The sequence below is a fragment of the Micromonospora sp. NPDC126480 genome (assembly GCF_040302465.1).
GTDB lineage: Bacteria > Actinomycetota > Actinomycetes > Mycobacteriales > Micromonosporaceae > Micromonospora.
The window spans coordinates 175,594-195,553 of the sequence record NZ_JBEORU010000005.1 but is presented as its reverse complement, the minus strand read 5'-3'; the positions used below and the strand labels follow the sequence as shown (position 1 = coordinate 195,553).

Sequence of the window (19,960 nt, the reverse complement as noted above, 5' to 3'; positions counted from 1 at the left end):
GTGGCCATCGTCGTGCTCATCATGGCCAACGGCGTGGTGCTCGGGCTCGAGACGTACCCCGATCTCGGCGCGGCGGCGCCGGCGCTGCACGCCCTGGAATGGGTGTTCCGGGTCGCGTTCGTGACGGAGATCGCGGTCCGCATCGCGGCGCACGGCCGGCGGCCGCTGGACTTCTTCCGGCACGGCTGGAACGTCTTCGACTTCCTGGTGATCGCGGCGATCTTCATACCGGGTCTGCACGGCGACACGGCCGTGCTGCGGTTCCTGCGGGTGGCCCGGGTGCTGCGCCTGGTGCGTTTCTCCCCCGGCCTGCGGACGATCGTGGCTGCGCTGTGGCGGAGCCTGCCCGGCGTGGCCGGCTTCTTCGCCCTGACGGCGGTGACGCTGTACGTGTACGGGATGGCCGGCTGGCTGATCTTCGGGGAGCGCTACCCCGAGCAGTACGGCGACATCGGCCGGTCCCTGCTGACGCTGTTCGTGCTGCTGTCGCTGGAGACGCTGCCGGACCTCATCCAGCAGGGCATGGCGGTGTCGCCGCTGACCATCCTCTACTACGTCAGCTTCGTCGTCATCACCGTGAACCTGCTGCTGAACATCCTCATCGCGGTCATCGTCAACTCGATGGAGGAGGCGCGCCGCCTGGAGATGACCGAGGGGCTCGCGTCCGACTACGACGAGGACGGCGACGGGGTGCCGGACGAGGTGGACCGGATCGCGCTCAGCCAGCGCCTCGACGACCTGCGGACGGTCGTCGCGGAACTGGAACGCGAACTGCGGATCGACCGCGGCGACGGGCACGGCCGCCCGGTCGTCACCGCGCCCCGGCGACCGCTCGACGAACGGCAGGTGCCGTCGAGTGCGTCCGTACCTGGCCCGCCGGCCGCCGATCATGATAGGGATTGAGCACCCTGCGGCGTGACGACGTGCCGCCACGGCGAGAGGGGTGGACGATGCAGGTCGAGAAGACGAGTCTGCCGGGCATCGGTGTCAGCCAGCGTTTCACCACGGCCGGCGGCCAGCGCGCAGGGCTCATCGCCTACCCCGACGGCCGGCGTGACCTGGTCATCTACCACCCGGACGATCCCGACACCGCCGCGCACACGCTCTCCCTGGAGCGGACCGAGGCGCAACTGCTCGCCGACCTGCTGGCGGCGGTCGTGACGGTGCAGCACGTCGCGGACCTGGAGCGACAGCTACCGGGCATCACGGTGGTGCGGATCCCGATCGGCCCCGGCACGCCGGCCGACGGACGGGCGTGGCGCGAGGTGGACCTCGGCGGGCGGGCGCTGTCGCTGCTCGCGGTCATCCGCGGCGACGACACGATCGCGGCGCCCGGGGGCGACTTCGTCCTGGCCGCCGGCGACGAGGCGGTCGTCGCGGGCACCGAGCCGGCGACGTCCGCCGCGGCGGACGTCCTCGCAAGCTGCTGACGCCCGCTCCGCGACTGTGACGCGCGGTCGTCCAGGTATCGCGCGATGTGCTGATTCGGTCCTTACCGGTTAGGGTTGGCTAACCGATTGGTCAAGCTCCCGGGGAGGGTGTGTGCTGGTACTGGTGGCGGTCCACGTGCTCGCAGCGGTGATCGCCCCGGTGCTGGTACGCCGCTGGGGCCGCCGGGCGCTCTACCTGGTCGCGCTCGCACCCGCCGCCACACTCGGCTGGGCACTGGCCCACACCGGCACGGTCCGCTCCGGCATCCCGGTCGTGGAGACCGTCACCTGGGTGCCCCAGCTCGGGCTGGCGATCGCGCTGCGGATGGACACCCTGTCGTGGCTGATGGTGGTGCTCGTCGGCGGTGTCGGCGCGCTCGTCCTCGCGTACAGCGCGCGGTACTTCCGCTCCGACGACCCCGGCCTCGGCCGGTTCGCGGCGGTGTTCGCGGCGTTCGCCGGGGCGATGCTCGGCCTGGTGGTCGCCGACGACCTCCTGCTGCTGTACGTGTTCTGGGAACTGACCACCGTCTTCTCGTACCTGCTCATCGCCAGCGACCCGACCCGGCGGGCCAGCCGGCGGGCGGCCATGCAGGCGCTGCTGGTGACCACACTGGGCGGTCTGGCGATGCTCGCCGGGTTCGTGATGCTCGGCCAGCACGCCGGCAGCTACCGCTGGTCGGAGGTCGCCGACAACCTCCCCGGCGGCGGCTACCTCACCGTCGCCCTCGTGCTCGTCCTCCTCGGCGCGTTGAGCAAGTCGGCCATCTTCCCGTTCAGCTTCTGGCTGCCCGGGGCGATGGCCGCGCCGACGCCGGTCAGCGCGTACCTGCACGCCGCGGCGATGGTCAAGGCCGGCGTGTTCCTCGTCGCGCTGATGGGACCGGCGGTGGCGGATGCCGCACCGTGGCGACCGGTCCTGCTGGCCGGCGGCCTGATCACGATGTTCCTCGGCGGCTGGGCCGCACTGCGGCAGGTCGACCTGAAGCTGCTGCTCGCCTACGGCACGGTCAGCCAGCTCGGACTGCTGATGGTGGTCCTCGGTGCCGGTACGCGGGACACCGCCCTCGCCGGCGCCGCGATGGTGCTGGCCCACGCCATGTTCAAGGCCACCCTGTTCCTCGTGGTCGGCGTGATCGACCACGTCGCCGGCACCCGTGACCTGCGCGAGCTCGGCGGCCTGGGCCGGCGGGCACCGGCACTGCTTGTCGTGGCGGCTCTCGCGGCGGCCTCGATGGCGGGCCTGCCGCCGATGGCCGGGTTCGTCGCGAAGGAGGCGGCCGTCGAGGCGTTCCTGCACGGCGGCACGGCCGAGCTGATCGTGCTCGCCGGGGTGGTCCTCGGCTCGGCGCTGACCGTGGCGTACACGTTGCGGTTCGTCTGGGGGGCCTTCGCCGACAAGCCCGGCGTGCCGGCCACCCAGGCCGAGCCGGTCCGCTGGCCGTTCCTCGCGCCGCCCGCGGTGCTCGCCGTCGGCGGCCTCGCGGCCGGGGCCCTCGCGCCGGCCGTGGACCGGCTCCTCGCGCCGTACGCCGACCGGTACCCGACCGGCGCGGACCCGGGCTACCACCTCGCCCTGTGGCACGGGTTCACCCCGGCGCTCGCCCTCTCCGCGCTGGCGATCGCCGGCGGCGCGGGACTGTTCCTGCTGCTGCACCGCGGCCGGCTGCGCCCGGTCCGGCTGCCGGTCGACGGCTCCTGGTTCTACGACCGGGTCGTCGGCGCCGTCGACCGGGCGGCGGTGGAACTCACCGGCGCCACCCAGCGCGGTTCCCTCCCGTTCTACCTCGGCGTCATCCTCGTCGTGCTGGTCGTCCTGCCCGGCGGGGCGCTGCTGGCCGGCGCGCCGTGGCCGCAGCGGTTCAAGCTCTGGGACACGCCGCTGCAGGCGGTCGCCGGCGCAGTCGTGCTCGTCGCCGCCGTCGCGGCCGCCCGGGCCCGGCGCCGGCTGACCGCGATGATCCTGGTCGGCGTCACCGGTTACGGCACCGCCCTGCTGTTCATCCTGCACGGCGCACCCGATCTGGCGCTTACCCAGTTCCTGGTCGAGACCGTCACCATCGTCATGTTCGTGCTGGTGCTGCGCCGGCTGCCGGCGAAGTTCTCCGAGCGGCCGATCCGGGCCAGCCGCCGGGGCCGGATCGCCCTCGGTGTCGCCGTCGGTCTGGTCACCGCAGGCATGGCGTACGTGGCGGCGGGCGCCCGGGTGGCCACGCCCGTCTCGGTGGGCTTCCCCGACGAGGCCGTCTCCTACGGGGGCGGCAAGAACGTGGTCAACGTGACGCTCGTCGACATCCGGGCCTGGGACACGATGGGCGAGATCGCGGTCCTGGTGGTGGCCGCCACCGGCGTGGCCAGCCTGATCTTCCGCCGCTCCCGCGACCTGGGCCTGCGCAGCAACATCCCCGGCGTCGGCCGCAGCGAGTCGGTGCGGCCGCGCTGGCTCACCACCGGAGCGACGACCCGCCAGCAGTCGGTCATCCTCCAGGTGGTCACCCGGCTGCTGTTCCACGCCATCGTGCTCTTCTCGATCTACCTGCTGTTCTCCGGCCACAACGCCCCCGGCGGGGGCTTCGCCGCCGGCCTGGTCGCGGGCCTGGCGCTGGCGGTGCGCTACCTGGCCGGCGGGCGCACCGAACTGAACGGCGCCGCGCCGGTGGACGCCGGCCTGGTGCTCGGCGCCGGTCTGTTCGTCGCGCTCGGCACGGGCCTCACCGCGATGCTGCTGGGCGGCGAGTTCCTGCAGAGCGCCGTGCTCGACCTGCACCTGCCGGTCCTCGGCCACGTGCACTTCGTGACGTCCGTCTTCTTCGACGTCGGCGTCTACCTCATCGTGGTCGGCCTGATCCTGGACATCCTGCGCAGCCTCGGCGCGGAGATGGACCGCCAGCAGGAGACCGAGGACGTCGCCGAGGCCCGGACGAAGGAGCTGGTGTGACCCCGAACCTGACCTACGTCCTCGTCGTCGGCGTCCTGTTCGCCGCCGGGGTGACGCTGCTGCTGGAACGCAGCCTCACCCGGGTGTTGATGGGCGTCGTCCTGCTCGGCAACGGCGCCAACCTGCTCCTGCTCACCGGGGGCCGGGCCGGCGGCCCGCCGATCGTCGGCACGACCGCCCAGGAGGAGATGAGCGACCCGCTGCCGCAGGCGATGGTGCTCACCGCGATCGTCATCACCCTCGGCATGACGGCGTTCCTGCTGGCGCTCGCGTACCGCAGCTGGCACCTCAACGGTCACGACGAGGTGCAGGACGACGTCGAGGACCGCCGCATCATGGAGCTGGCCGACCGGGACGAGGGCCCGGGCACCGCGGACAACGACTCTCCCGACGGCGAGCCGCCGCAGGATCCCGCCGAGCGGCCGGTCGCCGCCGCCGGCGAGCCGGGGAGGGCCGGATGACCTGGCTGGTTCCCCTGCCCGTGGTGATGCCGCTGCTCGGCGCGGCCCTGACACTGATGCTGGCGGGCCGGCCGCGCGCCCAGCGCTGGGTCAGCCTCACCGTCCTCACCACCACCGTCGGCGTGGCCGCGCTCCTCCTGGTCTTCTCGTCCCTGGACGGGCCGCTGGTCGTGGAGGTCGGAGGCTGGGTCGCGCCGCTGGGCATCGTGCTGGTCGCCGACCAGCTCGCGGCGCTGATGCTCGTGGTCTCCGCCGCGGTCACCCTGTGCGTGCTGGTGTACTCCATCGGCCAGGGCATGGCCGACGGCAGCGAGGAGACGCCGCTGTCGGTCTACCACCCGACGTACCTGGTGCTGACCGCGGGCGTGTGCAACGCGTTCCTCTCCGGCGACCTGTTCAACCTGTACGTCGGCTTCGAGATCCTGCTGGTCGCCAGCTACGTGCTGCTGACCCTGGGCAGCACCGAGACCCGGATCCGCGCCGGCACCACGTACGTCGTGGTGAGCCTGCTGTCGTCGCTGATCTTCCTGGTCGCGATCGGCCTGGTGTACGCCTCGACCGGCACCCTCAACCTGGCCCAGCTCGTCGACCGGCTGGACGCGCTGCCGGACGACCTGCGCCTCGTGCTGCAGGGCATGCTGCTGCTCGCCTTCGGCATCAAGGCGGCGGTGTTCCCGCTGTCGGCGTGGCTGCCGGACAGCTACCCGACCGCCCCGGCGCCGGTCACCGCGGTCTTCGCCGGCCTGCTCACCAAGGTCGGCGTGTACGCGATCATCCGCACCGAGACGCTGCTGTTTCCCGGCGGGCGCACCGCCGACCTGCTGATGGTGGCCGCGGTGCTGACCATGGTGGTCGGCATCCTCGGCGCGGTCGCCCAGTCCGACATCAAGCGGCTGCTGTCGTTCACGCTGATCAGCCACATCGGCTACATGCTGTTCGGGGTCGGCTTGACCACGGCGCTCGGGCTGTCCGCCGCGATCTTCTACGTCGTGCACCACATCACGATCCAGACCACCCTGTTCCTCGCCGCCGGTCTGGTCGAGCGACGCGGCGGCAGCACCGCGCTGGACCGTCTCGGCGGGCTCGCCCGGCTGTCGCCGCTGCTGGCCGTGCTGTTCTTCGTGCCCGCGCTCAACCTGGCGGGCATCCCGCCGTTCTCCGGGTTCCTCGGCAAGCTCGGTCTCGTGCAGGCCGGGGTGGCCGACGGCGGCCCGCTGGCCTGGGCGCTGGTCGCGGGTGGGCTGCTCACCAGCCTGCTCACCCTCTACGCCATCGCCCGGGTGTGGAACCTGGCCTTCTGGCGGGCCCCGCACGCCGACATGCCGGCGGCCGGGGACACCGCCCGGGCCGCCCACCCCGGCGCCGTCCAGCCGCCGGGGGCCATGCTGCCGGGGCTGATGATCGCGCCGACCGCCGCCCTGGTGGTGCTCGGGCTCGCGCTGACCGCCCTGGCCGGTCCGCTCTTCGAGGTCAGCACCGACGCCGCCGACGACCTGCTGCGCCGCACCCCGTACGTCGAGGCCGTGTTCCCGGGCGGTGCGCCGTGACCTACGACCCGATGATCCCGCCCGCCCCCACCCCGACCAACCCGCCGCTGACCGTCCGCGAGCGCCGCCGTAACCGGGCCGTCGCCGGTACCTTCCTGGTCGTCGCCTGGATGCTGTTGTGGGGCACGTTCAGCTGGGCGAACCTGATCAGCGGTGTGCTGGTCGCGGTGGTGCTGCTGGTGGTGTTCCCGCTACCTCCGGTGACCTTCGGCGGGCGGATCCGCCCGCTGCCGGTCGCCCGGTTCTGGCTGCATTTCACCCGGGACCTCGTAGTCGCCTCGGTCCACATCGCCTGGCTCGCGCTGCGGCTCGGCCACACCCCACACGGCGCGATCATCGCCGTGCCGTTGCGCGTCAACACCGACCTCAACCTCACCCTGGTCGGCGAGGCGCTGTCCCTGGTCCCCGGCAGCCTCATCATCGAGGCCGACCGGACGACCGGCACCCTCTACGTCCACGTCATCGGCGTACGCACCATCGAGGAGGTGGAGCGCTTCCGGCACGGCGTGTACGAACTCGAAGCCCGGATCGTGCAGGCCATCGGCTCGCCGGAGGAGCTGCGCCGCCTGGCCGAGACCGACCCCACCGGCCTACCGCAGCCGGTCGACCCGGAAGGGGTACCGACATGAGCGAGCGCCAGCGAGCGAATCGTCAACGCAGTGCCGTGGTGCCTCATGGCGGCACGGAGCGAAGCGGAGTGCCGACATGAGCATTGTCGCCGTGACCGTCACCGCCCTGCTCGCCCTGGCCGGCGCGTTGACCCTGGTCCGCATCATCCGCGGGCCGTCGATCCTCGACCGGGCGGTGGCCACCGACGTCCTGCTCGCCGTCATCGTGGCGGCCATCGCGACGGAGGCGGCGTACAGCCGCGACGCCACCGCACTGCCGGTGCTCGTGGTGCTCGCCGTCCTCGGGTTCGTCAGCTCGGTCAGCGTCGCCCGGTTCGCGGCCCGGAAGAAGGACGCCAAGTGAGTGCCGACGGCGTCCTGGACACCCTCGCCGCCATCTGCCTGATCGCTGGGGCGCTGCTCAGCGTCGCCGCCGGGGTGGCGCTGGCGCGCTTCCCCGACCTGCTGTTCCGGATGCACGCGGCCGCCAAGCCCCAGGTCCTCGGCCTGCTGCTGGTTCTGCTGGGCTGTGCGCTGCGGCTGCGCAACGGGGTGGACATCACCACTCTCGTGCTGGTCGGCGCCTTCCAGCTCGCCACCGCACCGGTCGCGGCGCACATGGTCGGCCGGACCGCGTACCCGCACCACGACATCCGGCGGGACCTGCTGCTCACCGACGAGTTCGCGCCGCACGCCGAGCGGATCGGCGCCGATCGGGACGGCGCGCCCCGGCCGTCCGTTCCGGCGGCGGCGCCGCAGGAGCGTTAACCGGAGACGCGCCGGGTCGTCAGCGGCGGGGTGGCGCGGCGACGCTGCGCCGCGGGACCAGCGTCGGCGCGATGGTCTGCCGCAACGGGCCCTCGGTGGCGGATTCGATCTGTGCCAGCAGCATCTCGAGACTGGCCCGGGCGACCGCGGCGAAGTCCGGCCGGACCGTGGTCAGCGGAGGGATGAAGTAGGCGGCCTCCGGCACGTCGTCGAAACCCACCACGCTGATGTCGTCCGGCACCCGCCGGCCGTGCTCGTGCAGGGCGCGCAGCACACCGAGGGCCAGGTGGTCGTTCGCGGTGAACACCGCGGTGACCTCCGGCATCCGGGCCAGCATCTGGCCGCAGCGGTAGCCGGCGGCCGCGGACCAGTCCGCCGGCACCAGGGGCGGCACCTCCGCCCCCGCCGACCGCAGCGCCGCACGCCAGCCCTCGATCCGGCCGGCGCTGTCGAACCAGTCCGGCGGCCCGGACACGTGCCACACCGTGCGGTGCCCGGCCTCGAGCAGGTGCTCGGTGGCGGCCCGCGCACCGGCCACCTGGTCGACCGTCACCAACGGCACCGGCCGGTGCGGGTCGCCGTCGACCGTGACCAGCGGAACGTCCTTGGGTAGCCGCTCGAGGGCCGCACCGGCCGACTCGACCGGCGCGATCACGACGACACCGGCGACCCGGTGGGCCAGGTGCCGCTCGACAGCCGCGGAGATCGACCGGTGGTCGAGATCGCTGACGCTGCCGACGCTGACGGCGAAGCCCGCCTCGGCGGCCGCCTGCTCGAGGGCGGCCAGCAGGGACGCCGGACCGTACAGGGTGGTGTTCTGGGCGACGACGCCGATCACCTGGGACCGGCCGGTCACCAGCGCGCGGGCCGCCCGGTTGGGCCGGTAGCCGAGCTCGGCGATCGCGGCCTGCACCCGCAGCCGGGTCTGCTCGCGCACGTTGGGGTGGCCGTTCAACACCCGGGACACGGTCTGGTGGGACACACCGGCGAGGCGTGCCACGTCGGTCATCGCGGGACCGCGCACGGCCACCTCACTCTCCCCGCCTGCCTGTCGGAAGCCGCGGCCCGCCACCCCGGGGTAGCCGACGCCGGATCGCGGACAGTCTACGCCCGACCGGTGAAAGGCCTGTTCCACGCCCTGACGGAGCGCGGAACAGACCCCTCCAAACGCTGCGCAATCAACACGGCCGACGTGCTCTCCACCGGCCGTGGCGCCGCGCGGCGTGTCGCGTGATCATCGTCACGGTGTCGTCAGGTCGAACCGGCGCACCGTGACCGCACCCCCCAGCGACTGGGTGGCGTGGTTGAAGATGGCGAACCGGTAGCCCATGAAGAACTGCCAGGCGTTGTTGAGGGTCAGGGCGTTACCGAGCGGGACGAACGTGACCCCGTCGGTGCTGTAGGAGAAACGAGCCTGTCGCCCCGATCCGGGTCTGATGTCAGCACTGGCCCGCAGCCAGATCCGGCCACCGGACACGGCGGCACCGGCGATCTCGGTTCCGGTGCTTGTGGTGTTCCAGTTGCTGTCCATGCTCAGCCCGTTGGTCATGACCACCCGCGTGGCACCGTTGTCCCGTCGGACGCCGATCCAGGCCGAGGACTGGCGGAGCATCGCCAGCCCGGCGCGGTCCCCGTCCCGCATCGAGGAGTAGTCGAGCTCGATCGTCGCCGTCGAGGTCGGTCCCTGGATGCGGTGGGTCAGGGTGTTGCGGGCGCCGTACAGGTCGGTGGTGACGGTGGCGGTCTGCAGCCGCAGCCCGTTGTTCACCGACCACCTGCTGTTGTCCGGGTTGTGGTTCCACTCCCACTGCGGGCCGAGGGTGGTGCCGGCGAACGTGTCGGCGCCGGTGAGCGGCTTCACCGGGCGCAGGGGCAGCGGGTTCGGGTACGAGGTGCCCCACGCGCCGTTGACCGTCTGCACCTGTGGCCAACCGTCGCCGGTCCAGGTGATCGGCGCGAGCGTCGGCATCCGCCCGCCCGGGTACGCGTCGGTGAAGGCCAGGTAGTACCAGGAGCCGTTCTGGGTCTGCACCAGCCCACCCTGGTGCGGCACCCCGCCGCCGGCGATCGGGCCCGGCAGGTCCAGTAGCACCTGCCGCATCTCGTAGGGTCCGAACGGGCCGTTCGTCGACCTGAGCACGTACTGGCCGTTCGCCGGGCGGGTCAGCCAGATGTAGTAGGCGCCGTTGCGCTTGTAGAAACGCGCCCCCTCCAGCGTGCCCACGCTCGACGGGGTCTGGAACACCTGCTGGGCCCGGACCTGGGTACGCCCGTCGGCGGACAACTGGGCCACGCTTATCGTGCCGTTGCCGTACGCGATGTACATGGTGTCGTTGTCGTCGACCAGCATGCCGGCGTCGTAGTAGCAGTTGGGGATGGTGGTGTGCCGGCTCCACGCGCCGTCGACGGCGGACGCTGTGTAGATGTGGGTCTGGGCGAAGTCGACGCACCCGGCCCAGTAGAACGTCCGGTTGCTCGGCCGGTAGTTCAACGTCGACGCCCAGATGCCGTCCACGTACGCCCGGCCTCCGGACATGTCGTACTTCGAACCGAAGTCCAGGCGGGGCACCGAGTGCCCGGCGAACTCCCAGTTGACCAGGTCCCACGACCGCAGCACCGGCGCCCCCGGCGAGTAGTGCATGGTCGAGGCGGACAGGTAGTAGACGTCGCCGACCCGGATGACGTCCACGTCGGCGAAGTCCTGCCAGATCACCGGGTTGGTGAAGGTGCCCGGGTCCGGGGTGCCGCCGCCGTCGACGCGGACGAGTTGCCACTGCTGGTTGGCGCCGCCCCAGTCGTCGTACTGCACCACGTTCGCCCCGTCGGCGGTCGAGGCGTTCTGCACCTCCACCGCCCGGTTGCTGTTCCGGTTGATCAACCGCACGTAGCCGCCGGCCGAATCGGCCAGCCGGAACTGCTGGTTCGCCCCGTTGTGATCGGCCCACTGGACGATCGACGCCCCGTTGGCGGTCGACCAGTTGTACACGTCCAGCACCTTGCCCGAGTGACGCGATTTGAGCCGGTACCAGCCACCACCGGAGTCGACGAACTGCCACTGCTGCCAGTTGCCGTCGTTACGCGACCACTGCGTGATCCGCGCACCGTCATTCGTCGCCAGGTTGTACACGTCCAGCGCCTTGCCGCTGTTCCGGTTCACCAACACGTACCAGGCATTGGTGTCCACCGTCGCCGCCGAAGCCGGCGCCGGCGCCACCATCACGAGCACGCCACCCACCACCAGCGCCGACACGGCGGCGACGATCCGGGTCAGCCGGCTGCGGCGCGGCGACACGCGCCGCGAGAGCCCACCGAGGTCAACCATGATCCTCCTTCCGGGAGCAGAGCCGATCGGTCTCTAGAACCCCTTCGCGAGCCGGTGGTAGGCCTGGCTCCACCGGATCTGCTCGGCGAAGCGGCGCGGCTCGGTGTCGGCGTCGATGACGAGCAGTTCGGTGCGGCACATCTCGGCCAGGTCGTGCAGCTCCTCCACGCCCACCGCCTGCGACAGCACGGTGTGGTGGGGTGCGCCGGCCACGATCCACGCCTCCGCCGACCCGGCCAGGTCGGGCCGGGGCCGCCAGACCGCCCGGGCGACCGGCAGCCGCGGCAGCGGCTGCGGCGGCGGCACGACGTCGACCACGTTCGCCACCAGCCGGAACCGGTCGCCCAGGTCCGCCATGCCCAGCACCACCGCCGGGCCGGGTTCGGCGTCGAACACCAGGCGGACCGGGTCCTCCCGGCCACCGATGCTCAGCGGGTGGATCTCGACGTTCGGCACGCCGGCCGCGATGGTCGGGCACACCTCGAGCATGTGCGCCCCCAGGACCAGTTCCTCGCCGGGCGTGAGGTCGTACGTGTAGTCCTCCATGAAGGACGTCCCGCCCGCCACGCCGACCGACATCGCCTTGAGCGTCCGCACCAGCACGGAGGTCTTCCAGTCCCCCTCGCCGCCGAAGCCGTACCCCTCGGCCATGAGCCGCTGCACGGCGATGCCGGGCAGCTGGCGCAGGCCCCCGAGATCCTCGAAGTTGGTGGTGAACGCCCGGAACCCGCCGTCCTGCAGGAACCCGCGCAGGCCGAGCTCGATCCGCGCGGCGTAGCGCAGGGAGTCGTGCCGCGGCCCGCCCGGCCGCAGCCGGGCGTCCATCCGGTACGTGTCGTCGTACTCCTTGACCAGGTCGTCGACCTGCGCCTCGGCCACCCGGTCGACGACCTCGACGAGGTCGTTGACGCCGTAGGTGTTGACCGAGACCCCGAAGCGGACCTCGGCCTCGACCTTGTCCCCCTCCGTCACGGCCACGTCGCGCATGTTGTCGCCGAAGCGGGCGAGCCGGAGCGAGCGCATCGCCGACCAGCCGAGAGCCGCGCGGGCCCAGGCGCCGACCCGGGCCACCACCCGCTTGTCGCTGACGTGCCCGACGACGGTCTTGCGGGCCACGCCGAGGCGGGTCTGGATGAAACCGAACTCCCGGTCGCCGTGAGCGGCCTGGTTCAGGTTCATGAAGTCCATGTCGATCTCGTCCCACGGCAGCCGGACGTTCGCCTGGGTGTGCAGATGCAGCAGCGGCGTCCGCAGGGCGTCCAGTCCGGCGATCCACATCTTCGCCGGCGAGAAGGTGTGCATCCAGGCGATCACTCCGACCGCTCCCTGCACGCTGGCGTCCCGACAGACGTGGAGGATGTCGGCGCTGCTGGTCAGGACCGGCTTCCAGACCACCCGGACCGGGATGTCCGGAGCGTCGTCGAGCTGCGCGGCGATCTGCCGGGACTGGCCGGCGACCTGCCGGAGGGTGTCCTCGCCGTACATGGCCTGGCTCCCGGTGAGGAACCAGACCTCGGGTTCGAAGTGCGTCGCCATGGTGTTGCCTTCCGCGAGAGGGGCGGTCACTTGTAGCGGATGCCGATCAGGCGCTGGAGGAGGATGAAGGCGAACAGGAGCCCCCCGATCACGATCTTGGTCCACCAGGAGTTGAGGCTGCCGTCGAACGTGATCAGGGTCTGGATGACGCCGAGGACCAGCACCCCGAGCACCGTGCCGAAGACGTAGCCGGATCCGCCGGTCAGCACGGTGCCGCCGATGACGACCGCCGCGATCACGTCCAGTTCCATCCCGACGGCGATCAACGGCGCGCCGGACAGCGTGTAGAACGACAGCAGGAGACCGCCGATGGCCGAGCACAGTCCGCTGACCGTGTAGACGGCGATCCGGGTGCGGCCCACCGGCAGGCCCATCAGCAGCGCCGACTGGGCGTTGCCGCCGATGGCGTACACGTTGCGGCCGAAGCGGGTGTACGCCAGCACGTACGCGGCGACGAGGACGACCGCGAAGGCGATCAGCACGCTGACGGACACGAAGTTGCCGCGTGGGTCGCCGATGCGTTCCTGCGACACGGCGGTCCAGAAGCCGTCGGTGATCGGGACGGACGCGTCGCTGATGAACGTGCACATGCCCCGGGCGAAGAACATGCCGGCGAGGGTCACGATGAACGGCTGGATGTCGAAGAAGTGGATCGCGCAGCCCATCAGGAAGCCGAGCGTGGGGCCGATCAGGAGTGCGACGACGAGCACGGCGAGCGCGGGCAGTCCCTTCTCGAGCAACGCGGCCGACACCATCGCCGTCATGGCGACCACCGAGCCGACCGACAGGTCGATGCCGCCGGTGAGGATCACGAAGGTCATGCCGACCGCGACGACCAGCAGGAAGCCGTTGTCGATGAAGACGTTGAAGACGACCTGGACGTTGGAGAACGCCCGGTACTGGGAGACGCCGATGCCGTACATCACCAGCAGCAGGACGAGGGTGGCGAGGACGGGGACGTGCCGCCGCGGCACCGCGGGCCAGGACCGCCCGGTGGTCAACGACGTGCTGCTCATGCCGGCACCTGCTCCTTCTCCCGCTGCGGCGACGTCGGCCCGGAGACCGCCCGGCTACGACGTCGCGAGAACCGGGCGCGGAACGCCGGTGACTGGATGAGGCAGACGGCGATCACGACGACCGCCTTGAACAGCAGGGCCGTCTGCGGCGAGATGTTCATGGCGTACACCGTGGTGGTGAGGGTCTGGATGATGAGCGCGCCGAGGACGGTGCCGCTGAGGTAGAACCGGCCGCCCGCGAGGGACGTGCCGCCGATGACCACCGCGAGGATCGCGTCGAGTTCCACCCAGAGGCCGGCGGCGTTGCCGTCGGCGCTGGACACGTTGGCGGTCATCATGAAACCGGCGACCGCCGCGCAGACGGCGCTGACCACGTAGACGAGGAAGACGACCCGGCCCGAGCGGATGCCGGCCAGCCGGCTGGCCTCGGCGTTGCCGCCCACCGACTCGACGATCATGCCGAGGGCGGTGCGGCGGGTGAACGCGGCGACGAGCAGGGCCGCCGCGAGCGCGATGAGGATGGCCAGCGGCAGGGTCAGCAGATGCCCGAGCCCGATCGCCCGGTACGGACCGGAGTTGATCGTGATGATCTGACCCTCGGTGATCAGCTGGGCGAGCCCCCGGCCGGCCACCATCAGGATCAGCGTGGCGATGATGGGCTGGATGCCGATGACCGCCACCAGCACGCCGTTCCACGCGCCGAGCACGAGCGCGGCGCCGACGGCCATGGCGAGCGCCGTCAGGACGGTGGGCAGGCTGTCCTGATCGGACGCCTCGCTGATGTACAGGCAGGCGATGGCGCCGCTGATGGCGCAGATCGAGCCGACGGACAGGTCGATCCCGCCGGTGGCGATGACGAGGGTCATGCCGAGAGCGACGAGGATCAGGGGTGCGCTGAGCCGCAGGATGTCGATCGGCGTGCCGTACAGATGTCCGTCCTTGACCTCGACGGCCAGGAACCCGGGCCGGTGAACGGTGTTGGCGGCGAGCAGGATCAGGAGCACGAGGGCGGGCCAGAACAGGCGGTGGCCGGACAGGGTCCGGAGGCGGTCCGCGGCGCTGCTCACCGGATCACCTCCTCGGTACGGGTTCCGCTGGCGATGGTCCGCATGACGCGGTCCGCGTCGACGGTGTCGTCGTTTGTGAGCTGGGCGACCATCGACCGGTCGCGCATGACCGCCACGCGGTGGCTCAGGCGCAGCACCTCCTCCAGTTCGGCGGAGATGAACAGCACCGCCACACCCCCGTCGGCGAGCTGCACCACCAGCTTCTGGATCTCGGCCTTGGCGCCGATGTCGATGCCGCGGGTCGGCTCGTCGAGGATCAGCAGCCGCGGTTCGGTGATCAGCCACCGGGCGAGGAGCACCTTCTGCTGGTTGCCGCCGGACAGGTTGCGGACCGGCAGGTCGGGGTTCGCCGGCCGGATGTCCAGGGCCCGGACGTACTTCTCGACCAGCTCGTCCTGACGGCGGCGCGGGATCGGCCGGAGCCAGCCACGCGCGGCCTGCATCGCCAGGATCATGTTCTCGCGGACCGTGAGTTCGGCGACGACGCCCTCCGCGCGGCGGTTCTCCGAGCAGAAGCCGATGCCGCGGTCGATGGCCTGGACGGGGGTACGCAGGACGGTGCGGTCGCCGTCGACGGCGACCTGCCCGCGGTCGGCGCGGTCGGCGCCGAACAGCAGCCGCGCCACCTCGGTGCGGCCGGAACCGAGCAGGCCGGCCAGCCCGACCACCTCGCCGGCGTGGATGCGCAGGCTGAACGGCGCGACCGCGCCGGTGCGGCCCAGCTCCGCGGCCTCCACGAGCGGGGTTTCCGCCTCGGCGGCCACGTCCCGCCGGGGCTGCCCGTCGAGCCGTTCGAGCACGTCGAGTTCCTTGCCGATCATCTTCTCGACGAGGGTGAACTGGGGCAGTTCCGCGGTCCGGTACTCCCCCACGAGACTGCCGTTGCGCAGCACCGTGATGCGGTCGGCGATGCCGTAGACCTGGTCCAGGAAGTGGGTGACGAACAGGATCGCGATGCCCTCGTCGCGGAGCTGACGCATGATCCGGAACAGCTGGGCCACCTCACCGGCGTCCAGGCTGGACGTCGGCTCGTCGAGGATCAGCACCCGCGCCCGGATGTCGATCGCCCGGGCGATGGCGACCATCTGCTGCACGGCCAGCGAGTACGTCCCCAGCGGTGCGGCGACGTCGAGGTCGAGGTCCAGCCGGGCCAGGAGCTCTCGCGCCCGGCGCCGGACCTCACCCCAGCGGACGGCGCCGAAGCGCCGGGGCTCGCGACCGATGAAGATGTTCTCCGCCACCGACAGGTTCGTGCAGAGGTTGACCTCCTGGTAGACGGTGCTCACGCCCGCCGCGGCGGCCTGCATCGGCCCGCTGAAGGCGACCTGCTCACCGTCCAGGGTGATCGTGCCCGCGTCGATGTCGTACACGCCCGTCAACACCTTGATCAGGGTCGACTTGCCGGCGCCGTTCTCGCCCATCAGGGCGTGGACCTCGCCGGGGAGGAGCCGGAAGTCGACGTCGCGGAGCGCGCGTACCCCCGGGAAGGACTTGCTGATCCCGGTCATCGTCAGGACCGGACGGCCACCCGTCATCCCATCAGACCTCTTCTCGCTGGTGCCGGTACCGAGGCGACGTGTCGGGGCCGCCGTACGTCGACGGCGGCCCCGGCGTCGGTCAGTACTTGCGGTTCGGCAGGGCCTCCTTGGCCTGCTCCTGGGTGAAGGTGGTCTCCTCAGTCTCGATGCGGGCGGGCACCTCCTCGCCGGCGTGCACCTTCTTCGTGAGATCCATCAGCTGTGGCCCGAGCAGCGGGCTGCACTCGGCGATGAAGTTGAACTTGCCGTCCGCGAGGGCCTGCATCCCGTCCCGCACCGCGTCGACGGTGATGATGAGGATGTCCTTGCCGGGCTGCTTGCCGGCCGCGGTGATCGCCTCCAGCGCGCCCAGTCCCATGTCGTCGTTGTGCGCGAACAGCACGTCGATGTCCGGGTTGGCCTTGAGGAACTGCTCCATCACCTGCTTGCCGCCGGCACGGGTGAAGTCGCCGGACTGCGAGGCGATGATCTTCAGGTTCGGGTTGGCCGCGATCGCCTCGGCGAAGCCCTTCTTGCGGTCGTTGGCCGGCGCCGATCCGGTCGTGCCCTGCAACTCGACGATGTTCACCGGCCCGGTGGCGGACTTGGTCTGCTCGACCAGCCACTCCCCGGACAGGCGGCCCTCCTTGACGAAGTCCGAGCCGAGGAACGTCCGGTAGAGCGTCTTGTCGGCCGAGTCGACGGCCCGGTCGGTCAGGATGACCGGGATCCCGGCGTCCTTGGCCTCCTTGAGCACGGTGTCCCACCCGGACTCCACCACCGGCGAGAAGGCGATCACGTCGACCTTCTGCTGGATGAAGTTCCGGATCGCCTTGATCTGGTTCTCCTGCTTCTGCTGGGCGTCGTCGAACTTCAGCTCGATCCCCGCCGCCGCGGCGGCCTCCTTGATCGAGTTGGTGTTCGCGGTACGCCAGCCGCTCTCCGCGCCGACCTGGGAGAAGCCCAGGACGATCTTGTCGTCCCCGGCGCCGCCACCGGTGTCGCTGTTGCCGCACGCCGCCACGCCGCCCGTGAGCAGTACGGCTGCGAGTGCCGCGATGATGGTGCGTGCCGGTCTCCTGGTTCTCATCGGTTTCTCCTCGTGGTTGGGTGATCCCGGCCGCGCCTGCTGAGGGGTGCGGCCCGGTGTGGTGGTGGGTGTGGGCAGGGTTCGTGTGGGCCGGTCAGCCAGCCGTCGGGCGCTGGCCGTAGACGTTCTGGTACCGGTGGTGCAGCGAGTCGATGTCGGCCTGGGCGATCGGCGCCGGCGGCCCGAGCGCGCGGGCGAGGTGCGCGGTCCGGGCGACGTCCTCGCACATCACCGCGGCCTTGACCGCCGCGCGGGCGTCCTTGCCGATCGTGAAGACCCCGTGGTTGCGCATGAGCACCGCGGGCGAGCGGTGCCCGGACAGGGTGCTGACGATCCCCTTGCCGATGTCGTCCCCGCCGATCAACGCGAACGGCCCGACCGGAATCTCCCCGCCGAACTCGTCCGCCTGGGCGGTCAGCCAGCACGGGATGGCCTCGCCCCGGGCCGCCCATGCGGTGGCGTAGCCGCTGTGCGTGTGGACGACCCCGCCGACCTCGGGCATCGCCCGGTAGACGTAGGCGTGGGCGGCGGTGTCGCTGGACGGGGAGCCGGCCCCGTCCACGACGGTGCCGTTGAGGTCGCAGACGACGATGGCGTCCGCCGTCAGGTCGTCGTAGTCGACGCCGCTGGGTTTGATGACCATCAGGTCCTGACCGGGGACCCGCGCCGAGACGTTGCCGGCGGTCCACGCCACCAGGTCGTACCGGGTCAGTTCGCCGTGCAGGCGGGCGACGGTCTCCCGCAGGGCACGCACCTGCCGGGCCACGTCGGGGTTCATCCGACCACCTCCAGGACCGTGTCGGTCCGCCCCGCGGCGGCGTCCACGGCCGCGTTCCTGATCGCGCGGAGGCGGAGCATGACGTCGTTGCCGCCGCGCCCGAAGTGGTCGTGCAGCGCGCGGTACTCGGCGTAGAGGGCGTCGTAGGCCCGCGCGTCGTCCGGGTCCGGCCGGTAGGCGCCCGCGTTCACCCGGCCCATCGCCGCCGATGCCTCGTGGATCGTCGGGTAGGCCCCGGCGGCGACGGCGGCGTGGATCGCCGACCCGAGCGCCGGACCCTGGGCGGAGCCGATGATGCTCAGCGGACGGTTGGTGACGTCGGCGTAGATCTGCATCAGCAGCCGGTTCGAGGTGAGGCCGCCGGCGACCACCAGGTCGCTGACCGGCACCCCGGCGTCGACGAACGCCTCGATGATCATCCGGGTGCCGAACGCGGTGGACTCGAGCAGCGCCCGGTAGACGTCCTGCGGCCGGGTGGCAAGCGTCATGCCGACGACCAGGCCGCTGAGGTCGTGGTTGACCAGCAGCGAGCGGTTGCCGTTCCACCAGTCCAGGGCGACCAGCCCGTGGGCGCCGACCGGCTGGGCGGCGGCCAGTTCGGTCAGCCGTTCGTGCGAGTCCAGACCCGCCGGGGCGGCGTGGTTGACGAACCAGCCGAAGATGTCGCCGACCCCGCTCTGTCCGGCTTCGTAGCCCCACGCCCCCGGACTGATGCCGCCGTCGACGACGCCACACATGCCGGGCACCTCGGCCGGGTGGATGCCGTTGACCACGTGGCAGGTGGAGGTGCCCATGATGGCGACCAGCCGGCCCGGCTCGAGAGCCTGGGCGGCGGCGGCGGTGACGTGGGCGTCGACGTTGCCGGCCGCGACCGCGATGCCCTCCGGCAACCCGGTCCAGTCGGCGGCCCGGGCGGTGAGTGTGCCGGCCCGGGCACCCAGCGGCAGCAGCGGACCATCCAGCTTGGTCACGAAGTCGGCGAAGCCGGGGTTGAGCGCGCTCAGGTAGTCGCTCGAGGGGTACCGGCCGTCCTGCCGGATTCCCTTGTAGCCGGCGGTGCAGACGTTGCGGGTCTCCGCGCCGCACAGCTGCCACACGATCCAGTCGGCCGCCTCGATGAAACGCTCCGCGCGCCGGTAGATCTCCGGGTCCTCCTCGAGGATCTGCAGACCCTTGGCGAACTGCCACTCGGCGGAGATCTTGCCGCCGTAGCGGCCGATCCACGGCTCGCGCCGCTCGTGGGCCAGCGCGTTGATCCGGTCGGCGTGCGGCTGGGCGGCGTGGTGCTTCCACAGCTTCACCCACGCGTGGGGCCGGCGGCGCAGTTCCGGGATCTCGCACAGCGGGGTGCCGTCGGCGAGGGTCGGCAGCACCGTGCAGGCGGTGAAGTCGGTGCCGATCCCGACGACCTGGGACGGGGCGACCCCGGCGTCGGCCAGGGCGGCGGGGACGGCGTGGCGCAGGACGTCCCGGTAGTCCTCCGGGTGCTGCAGGGCGAAGTCGGGGGGTAGCGGCGGACCACCGTCGGGGAGCGCGGTCTCGATGACGCCGTGGCGGTACGCGTGCACCGCGGTCCCGACCTCGGCGCCGTCGCGGATCCGGACCACCAGGGCCCGCCCGGACAGGGTCCCGAAGTCCACGCCGACCACGTACCGCTCGCCCGAACCGTCCACTCTGCTCATGTCCACCTCCGAGGACGACGCGCCCAGTGTTAACGCTCACATCTACCACCGTCAAGACACTCGTCTGCAACGGGTCTGTAACAGAGGTGTGGGTGATCGAGAGGGTCGCTAGCAGTGCCGGATTGTTAGCGAAAACAAGCCGACCGGCGCGGTGCGGCCCCGGTCCGGCGACCGCGCCGCCGCCGTCGGAGGTCCGGGGC

The 19,960-nt window shown here is 71.5% G+C and carries 17 protein-coding genes; 8 read left to right on the top strand and 9 right to left on the bottom strand.

Annotated elements, in window-relative coordinates; genetic code table 11:
• The 8 genes from ABTW87_RS06975 (at window position 1) to mnhG (ending at window position 7,752) form a co-directional block, all read left to right on the top strand.
• Entirely contained in the window at window positions 1-903 is a 903-nt protein-coding gene (locus ABTW87_RS06975) for an ion transporter (protein ID WP_350649311.1), read from the top strand.
• A gap of 47 nt (window positions 904-950) precedes the next feature.
• The gene (locus ABTW87_RS06970) at window positions 951-1,430 is read left to right on the top strand and encodes a cation:proton antiporter regulatory subunit (protein WP_350649309.1); all 480 of its coding nucleotides are present in this window, start codon (window positions 951-953) and stop codon (window positions 1,428-1,430) included.
• Window positions 1,431-1,542: 112 nt separating this feature from the next.
• Entirely contained in the window at window positions 1,543-4,368 is a 2,826-nt protein-coding gene (locus tag ABTW87_RS06965) for a Na+/H+ antiporter subunit A (protein WP_350649307.1), read from the top strand.
• The gene (locus tag ABTW87_RS06960) at window positions 4,365-4,829 is read left to right on the top strand and encodes a Na(+)/H(+) antiporter subunit C (RefSeq protein WP_350649306.1); all 465 of its coding nucleotides are present in this window, start codon (window positions 4,365-4,367) and stop codon (window positions 4,827-4,829) included. Before ABTW87_RS06965 ends, ABTW87_RS06960 begins: the two co-directional genes overlap by 4 nt.
• A complete protein-coding gene (locus ABTW87_RS06955) occupies window positions 4,826-6,376 on the top strand; it encodes a Na+/H+ antiporter subunit D (RefSeq protein ID WP_350649304.1) in 1,551 nt (516 codons plus the stop codon). Before ABTW87_RS06960 ends, ABTW87_RS06955 begins: the two co-directional genes overlap by 4 nt.
• 11 nt (window positions 6,377-6,387) lie before the next feature.
• Window positions 6,388-7,005 (top strand): Na+/H+ antiporter subunit E, encoded by a 618-nt coding sequence (locus tag ABTW87_RS06950; protein ID WP_502891539.1) that lies wholly within the window; start codon window positions 6,388-6,390, stop codon window positions 7,003-7,005.
• Window positions 7,006-7,081: 76 nt separating this feature from the next.
• Complete coding sequence (locus tag ABTW87_RS06945; RefSeq protein ID WP_350649300.1) at window positions 7,082-7,348, top strand: monovalent cation/H+ antiporter complex subunit F; 267 nt, start codon at window positions 7,082-7,084, stop codon at window positions 7,346-7,348.
• Window positions 7,345-7,752: a monovalent cation/H(+) antiporter subunit G gene (mnhG, locus tag ABTW87_RS06940; protein WP_350649298.1), complete on the top strand. Its 408-nt coding sequence runs from the start codon at window positions 7,345-7,347 to the stop codon at window positions 7,750-7,752. Before ABTW87_RS06945 ends, mnhG begins: the two co-directional genes overlap by 4 nt.
• A gap of 19 nt (window positions 7,753-7,771) precedes the next feature.
• Here the strand turns inward: mnhG and ABTW87_RS06935 are convergent, their stop codons facing one another.
• From ABTW87_RS06935 to araB, 9 genes are all read right to left on the bottom strand, one after another.
• The gene (locus ABTW87_RS06935; protein ID WP_350649463.1) at window positions 7,772-8,761 is read right to left on the bottom strand and encodes a LacI family DNA-binding transcriptional regulator; all 990 of its coding nucleotides are present in this window, start codon (window positions 8,759-8,761) and stop codon (window positions 7,772-7,774) included.
• A 231-nt stretch (window positions 8,762-8,992) separates the two neighbouring features.
• Window positions 8,993-11,074: a family 43 glycosylhydrolase gene (locus ABTW87_RS06930; protein WP_350649296.1), complete on the bottom strand. Its 2,082-nt coding sequence runs from the start codon at window positions 11,072-11,074 to the stop codon at window positions 8,993-8,995.
• A gap of 33 nt (window positions 11,075-11,107) precedes the next feature.
• Window positions 11,108-12,610: an L-arabinose isomerase gene (gene araA, locus ABTW87_RS06925; protein WP_350649295.1), complete on the bottom strand. Its 1,503-nt coding sequence runs from the start codon at window positions 12,608-12,610 to the stop codon at window positions 11,108-11,110.
• Between the two features lie 26 nt (window positions 12,611-12,636).
• Window positions 12,637-13,626 (bottom strand): galactofuranose ABC transporter, permease protein YjfF, encoded by a 990-nt coding sequence (gene yjfF, locus ABTW87_RS06920; protein WP_350649293.1) that lies wholly within the window; start codon window positions 13,624-13,626, stop codon window positions 12,637-12,639.
• Window positions 13,623-14,693, bottom strand: a complete 1,071-nt coding sequence (locus ABTW87_RS06915) for an ABC transporter permease (RefSeq protein ID WP_350649292.1) — start codon at window positions 14,691-14,693, stop codon at window positions 13,623-13,625. Before ABTW87_RS06915 ends, yjfF begins: the two co-directional genes overlap by 4 nt.
• Window positions 14,690-16,228, bottom strand: coding sequence for a sugar ABC transporter ATP-binding protein (locus ABTW87_RS06910; RefSeq protein ID WP_350649290.1), 1,539 nt, complete (start codon window positions 16,226-16,228; stop codon window positions 14,690-14,692). Before ABTW87_RS06910 ends, ABTW87_RS06915 begins: the two co-directional genes overlap by 4 nt.
• Before the next feature lie 82 nt (window positions 16,229-16,310).
• Window positions 16,311-17,300, bottom strand: a complete 990-nt coding sequence (locus ABTW87_RS06905) for an ABC transporter substrate-binding protein (protein WP_350649288.1) — start codon at window positions 17,298-17,300, stop codon at window positions 16,311-16,313.
• A 94-nt stretch (window positions 17,301-17,394) separates the two neighbouring features.
• Entirely contained in the window at window positions 17,395-18,078 is a 684-nt protein-coding gene (locus ABTW87_RS06900; protein ID WP_350649286.1) for an L-ribulose-5-phosphate 4-epimerase, read from the bottom strand.
• Window positions 18,075-19,760: a ribulokinase gene (gene araB / locus ABTW87_RS06895; RefSeq protein ID WP_350649284.1), complete on the bottom strand. Its 1,686-nt coding sequence runs from the start codon at window positions 19,758-19,760 to the stop codon at window positions 18,075-18,077. The genes ABTW87_RS06900 and araB overlap by 4 nt, the downstream gene beginning before the upstream one ends.
• Window positions 19,761-19,960: the final 200 nt, after the last annotated feature.

What these genes read in the sequence shown, in the direction of transcription:
- ABTW87_RS06970 (WP_350649309.1), top strand. Translation starts at nt 951, where the DNA reads ATGCAGGTCGAGAAGACGAGTCTGCCGGGCATCGGTGTCAGCCAGCGT.
- ABTW87_RS06955 (WP_350649304.1), top strand. Translation starts at nt 4,826, where the DNA reads ATGACCTGGCTGGTTCCCCTGCCCGTGGTGATGCCGCTGCTCGGCGCG.
- ABTW87_RS06950 (WP_502891539.1), top strand. Translation starts at nt 6,388, where the DNA reads ATGATCCCGCCCGCCCCCACCCCGACCAACCCGCCGCTGACCGTCCGC.
- ABTW87_RS06945 (WP_350649300.1), top strand. Translation starts at nt 7,082, where the DNA reads ATGAGCATTGTCGCCGTGACCGTCACCGCCCTGCTCGCCCTGGCCGGC.
- ABTW87_RS06935 (WP_350649463.1), bottom strand. Translation starts at nt 8,761, where the DNA reads ATGACCGACGTGGCACGCCTCGCCGGTGTGTCCCACCAGACCGTGTCC.
- ABTW87_RS06930 (WP_350649296.1), bottom strand. Translation starts at nt 11,074, where the DNA reads ATGGTTGACCTCGGTGGGCTCTCGCGGCGCGTGTCGCCGCGCCGCAGC.
- araA (WP_350649295.1), bottom strand. Translation starts at nt 12,610, where the DNA reads ATGGCGACGCACTTCGAACCCGAGGTCTGGTTCCTCACCGGGAGCCAG.
- yjfF (WP_350649293.1), bottom strand. Translation starts at nt 13,626, where the DNA reads ATGAGCAGCACGTCGTTGACCACCGGGCGGTCCTGGCCCGCGGTGCCG.
- ABTW87_RS06910 (WP_350649290.1), bottom strand. Translation starts at nt 16,228, where the DNA reads ATGACGGGTGGCCGTCCGGTCCTGACGATGACCGGGATCAGCAAGTCC.
- ABTW87_RS06905 (WP_350649288.1), bottom strand. Translation starts at nt 17,300, where the DNA reads ATGAGAACCAGGAGACCGGCACGCACCATCATCGCGGCACTCGCAGCC.
- ABTW87_RS06900 (WP_350649286.1), bottom strand. Translation starts at nt 18,078, where the DNA reads ATGAACCCCGACGTGGCCCGGCAGGTGCGTGCCCTGCGGGAGACCGTC.
- araB (WP_350649284.1), bottom strand. Translation starts at nt 19,760, where the DNA reads ATGAGCAGAGTGGACGGTTCGGGCGAGCGGTACGTGGTCGGCGTGGAC.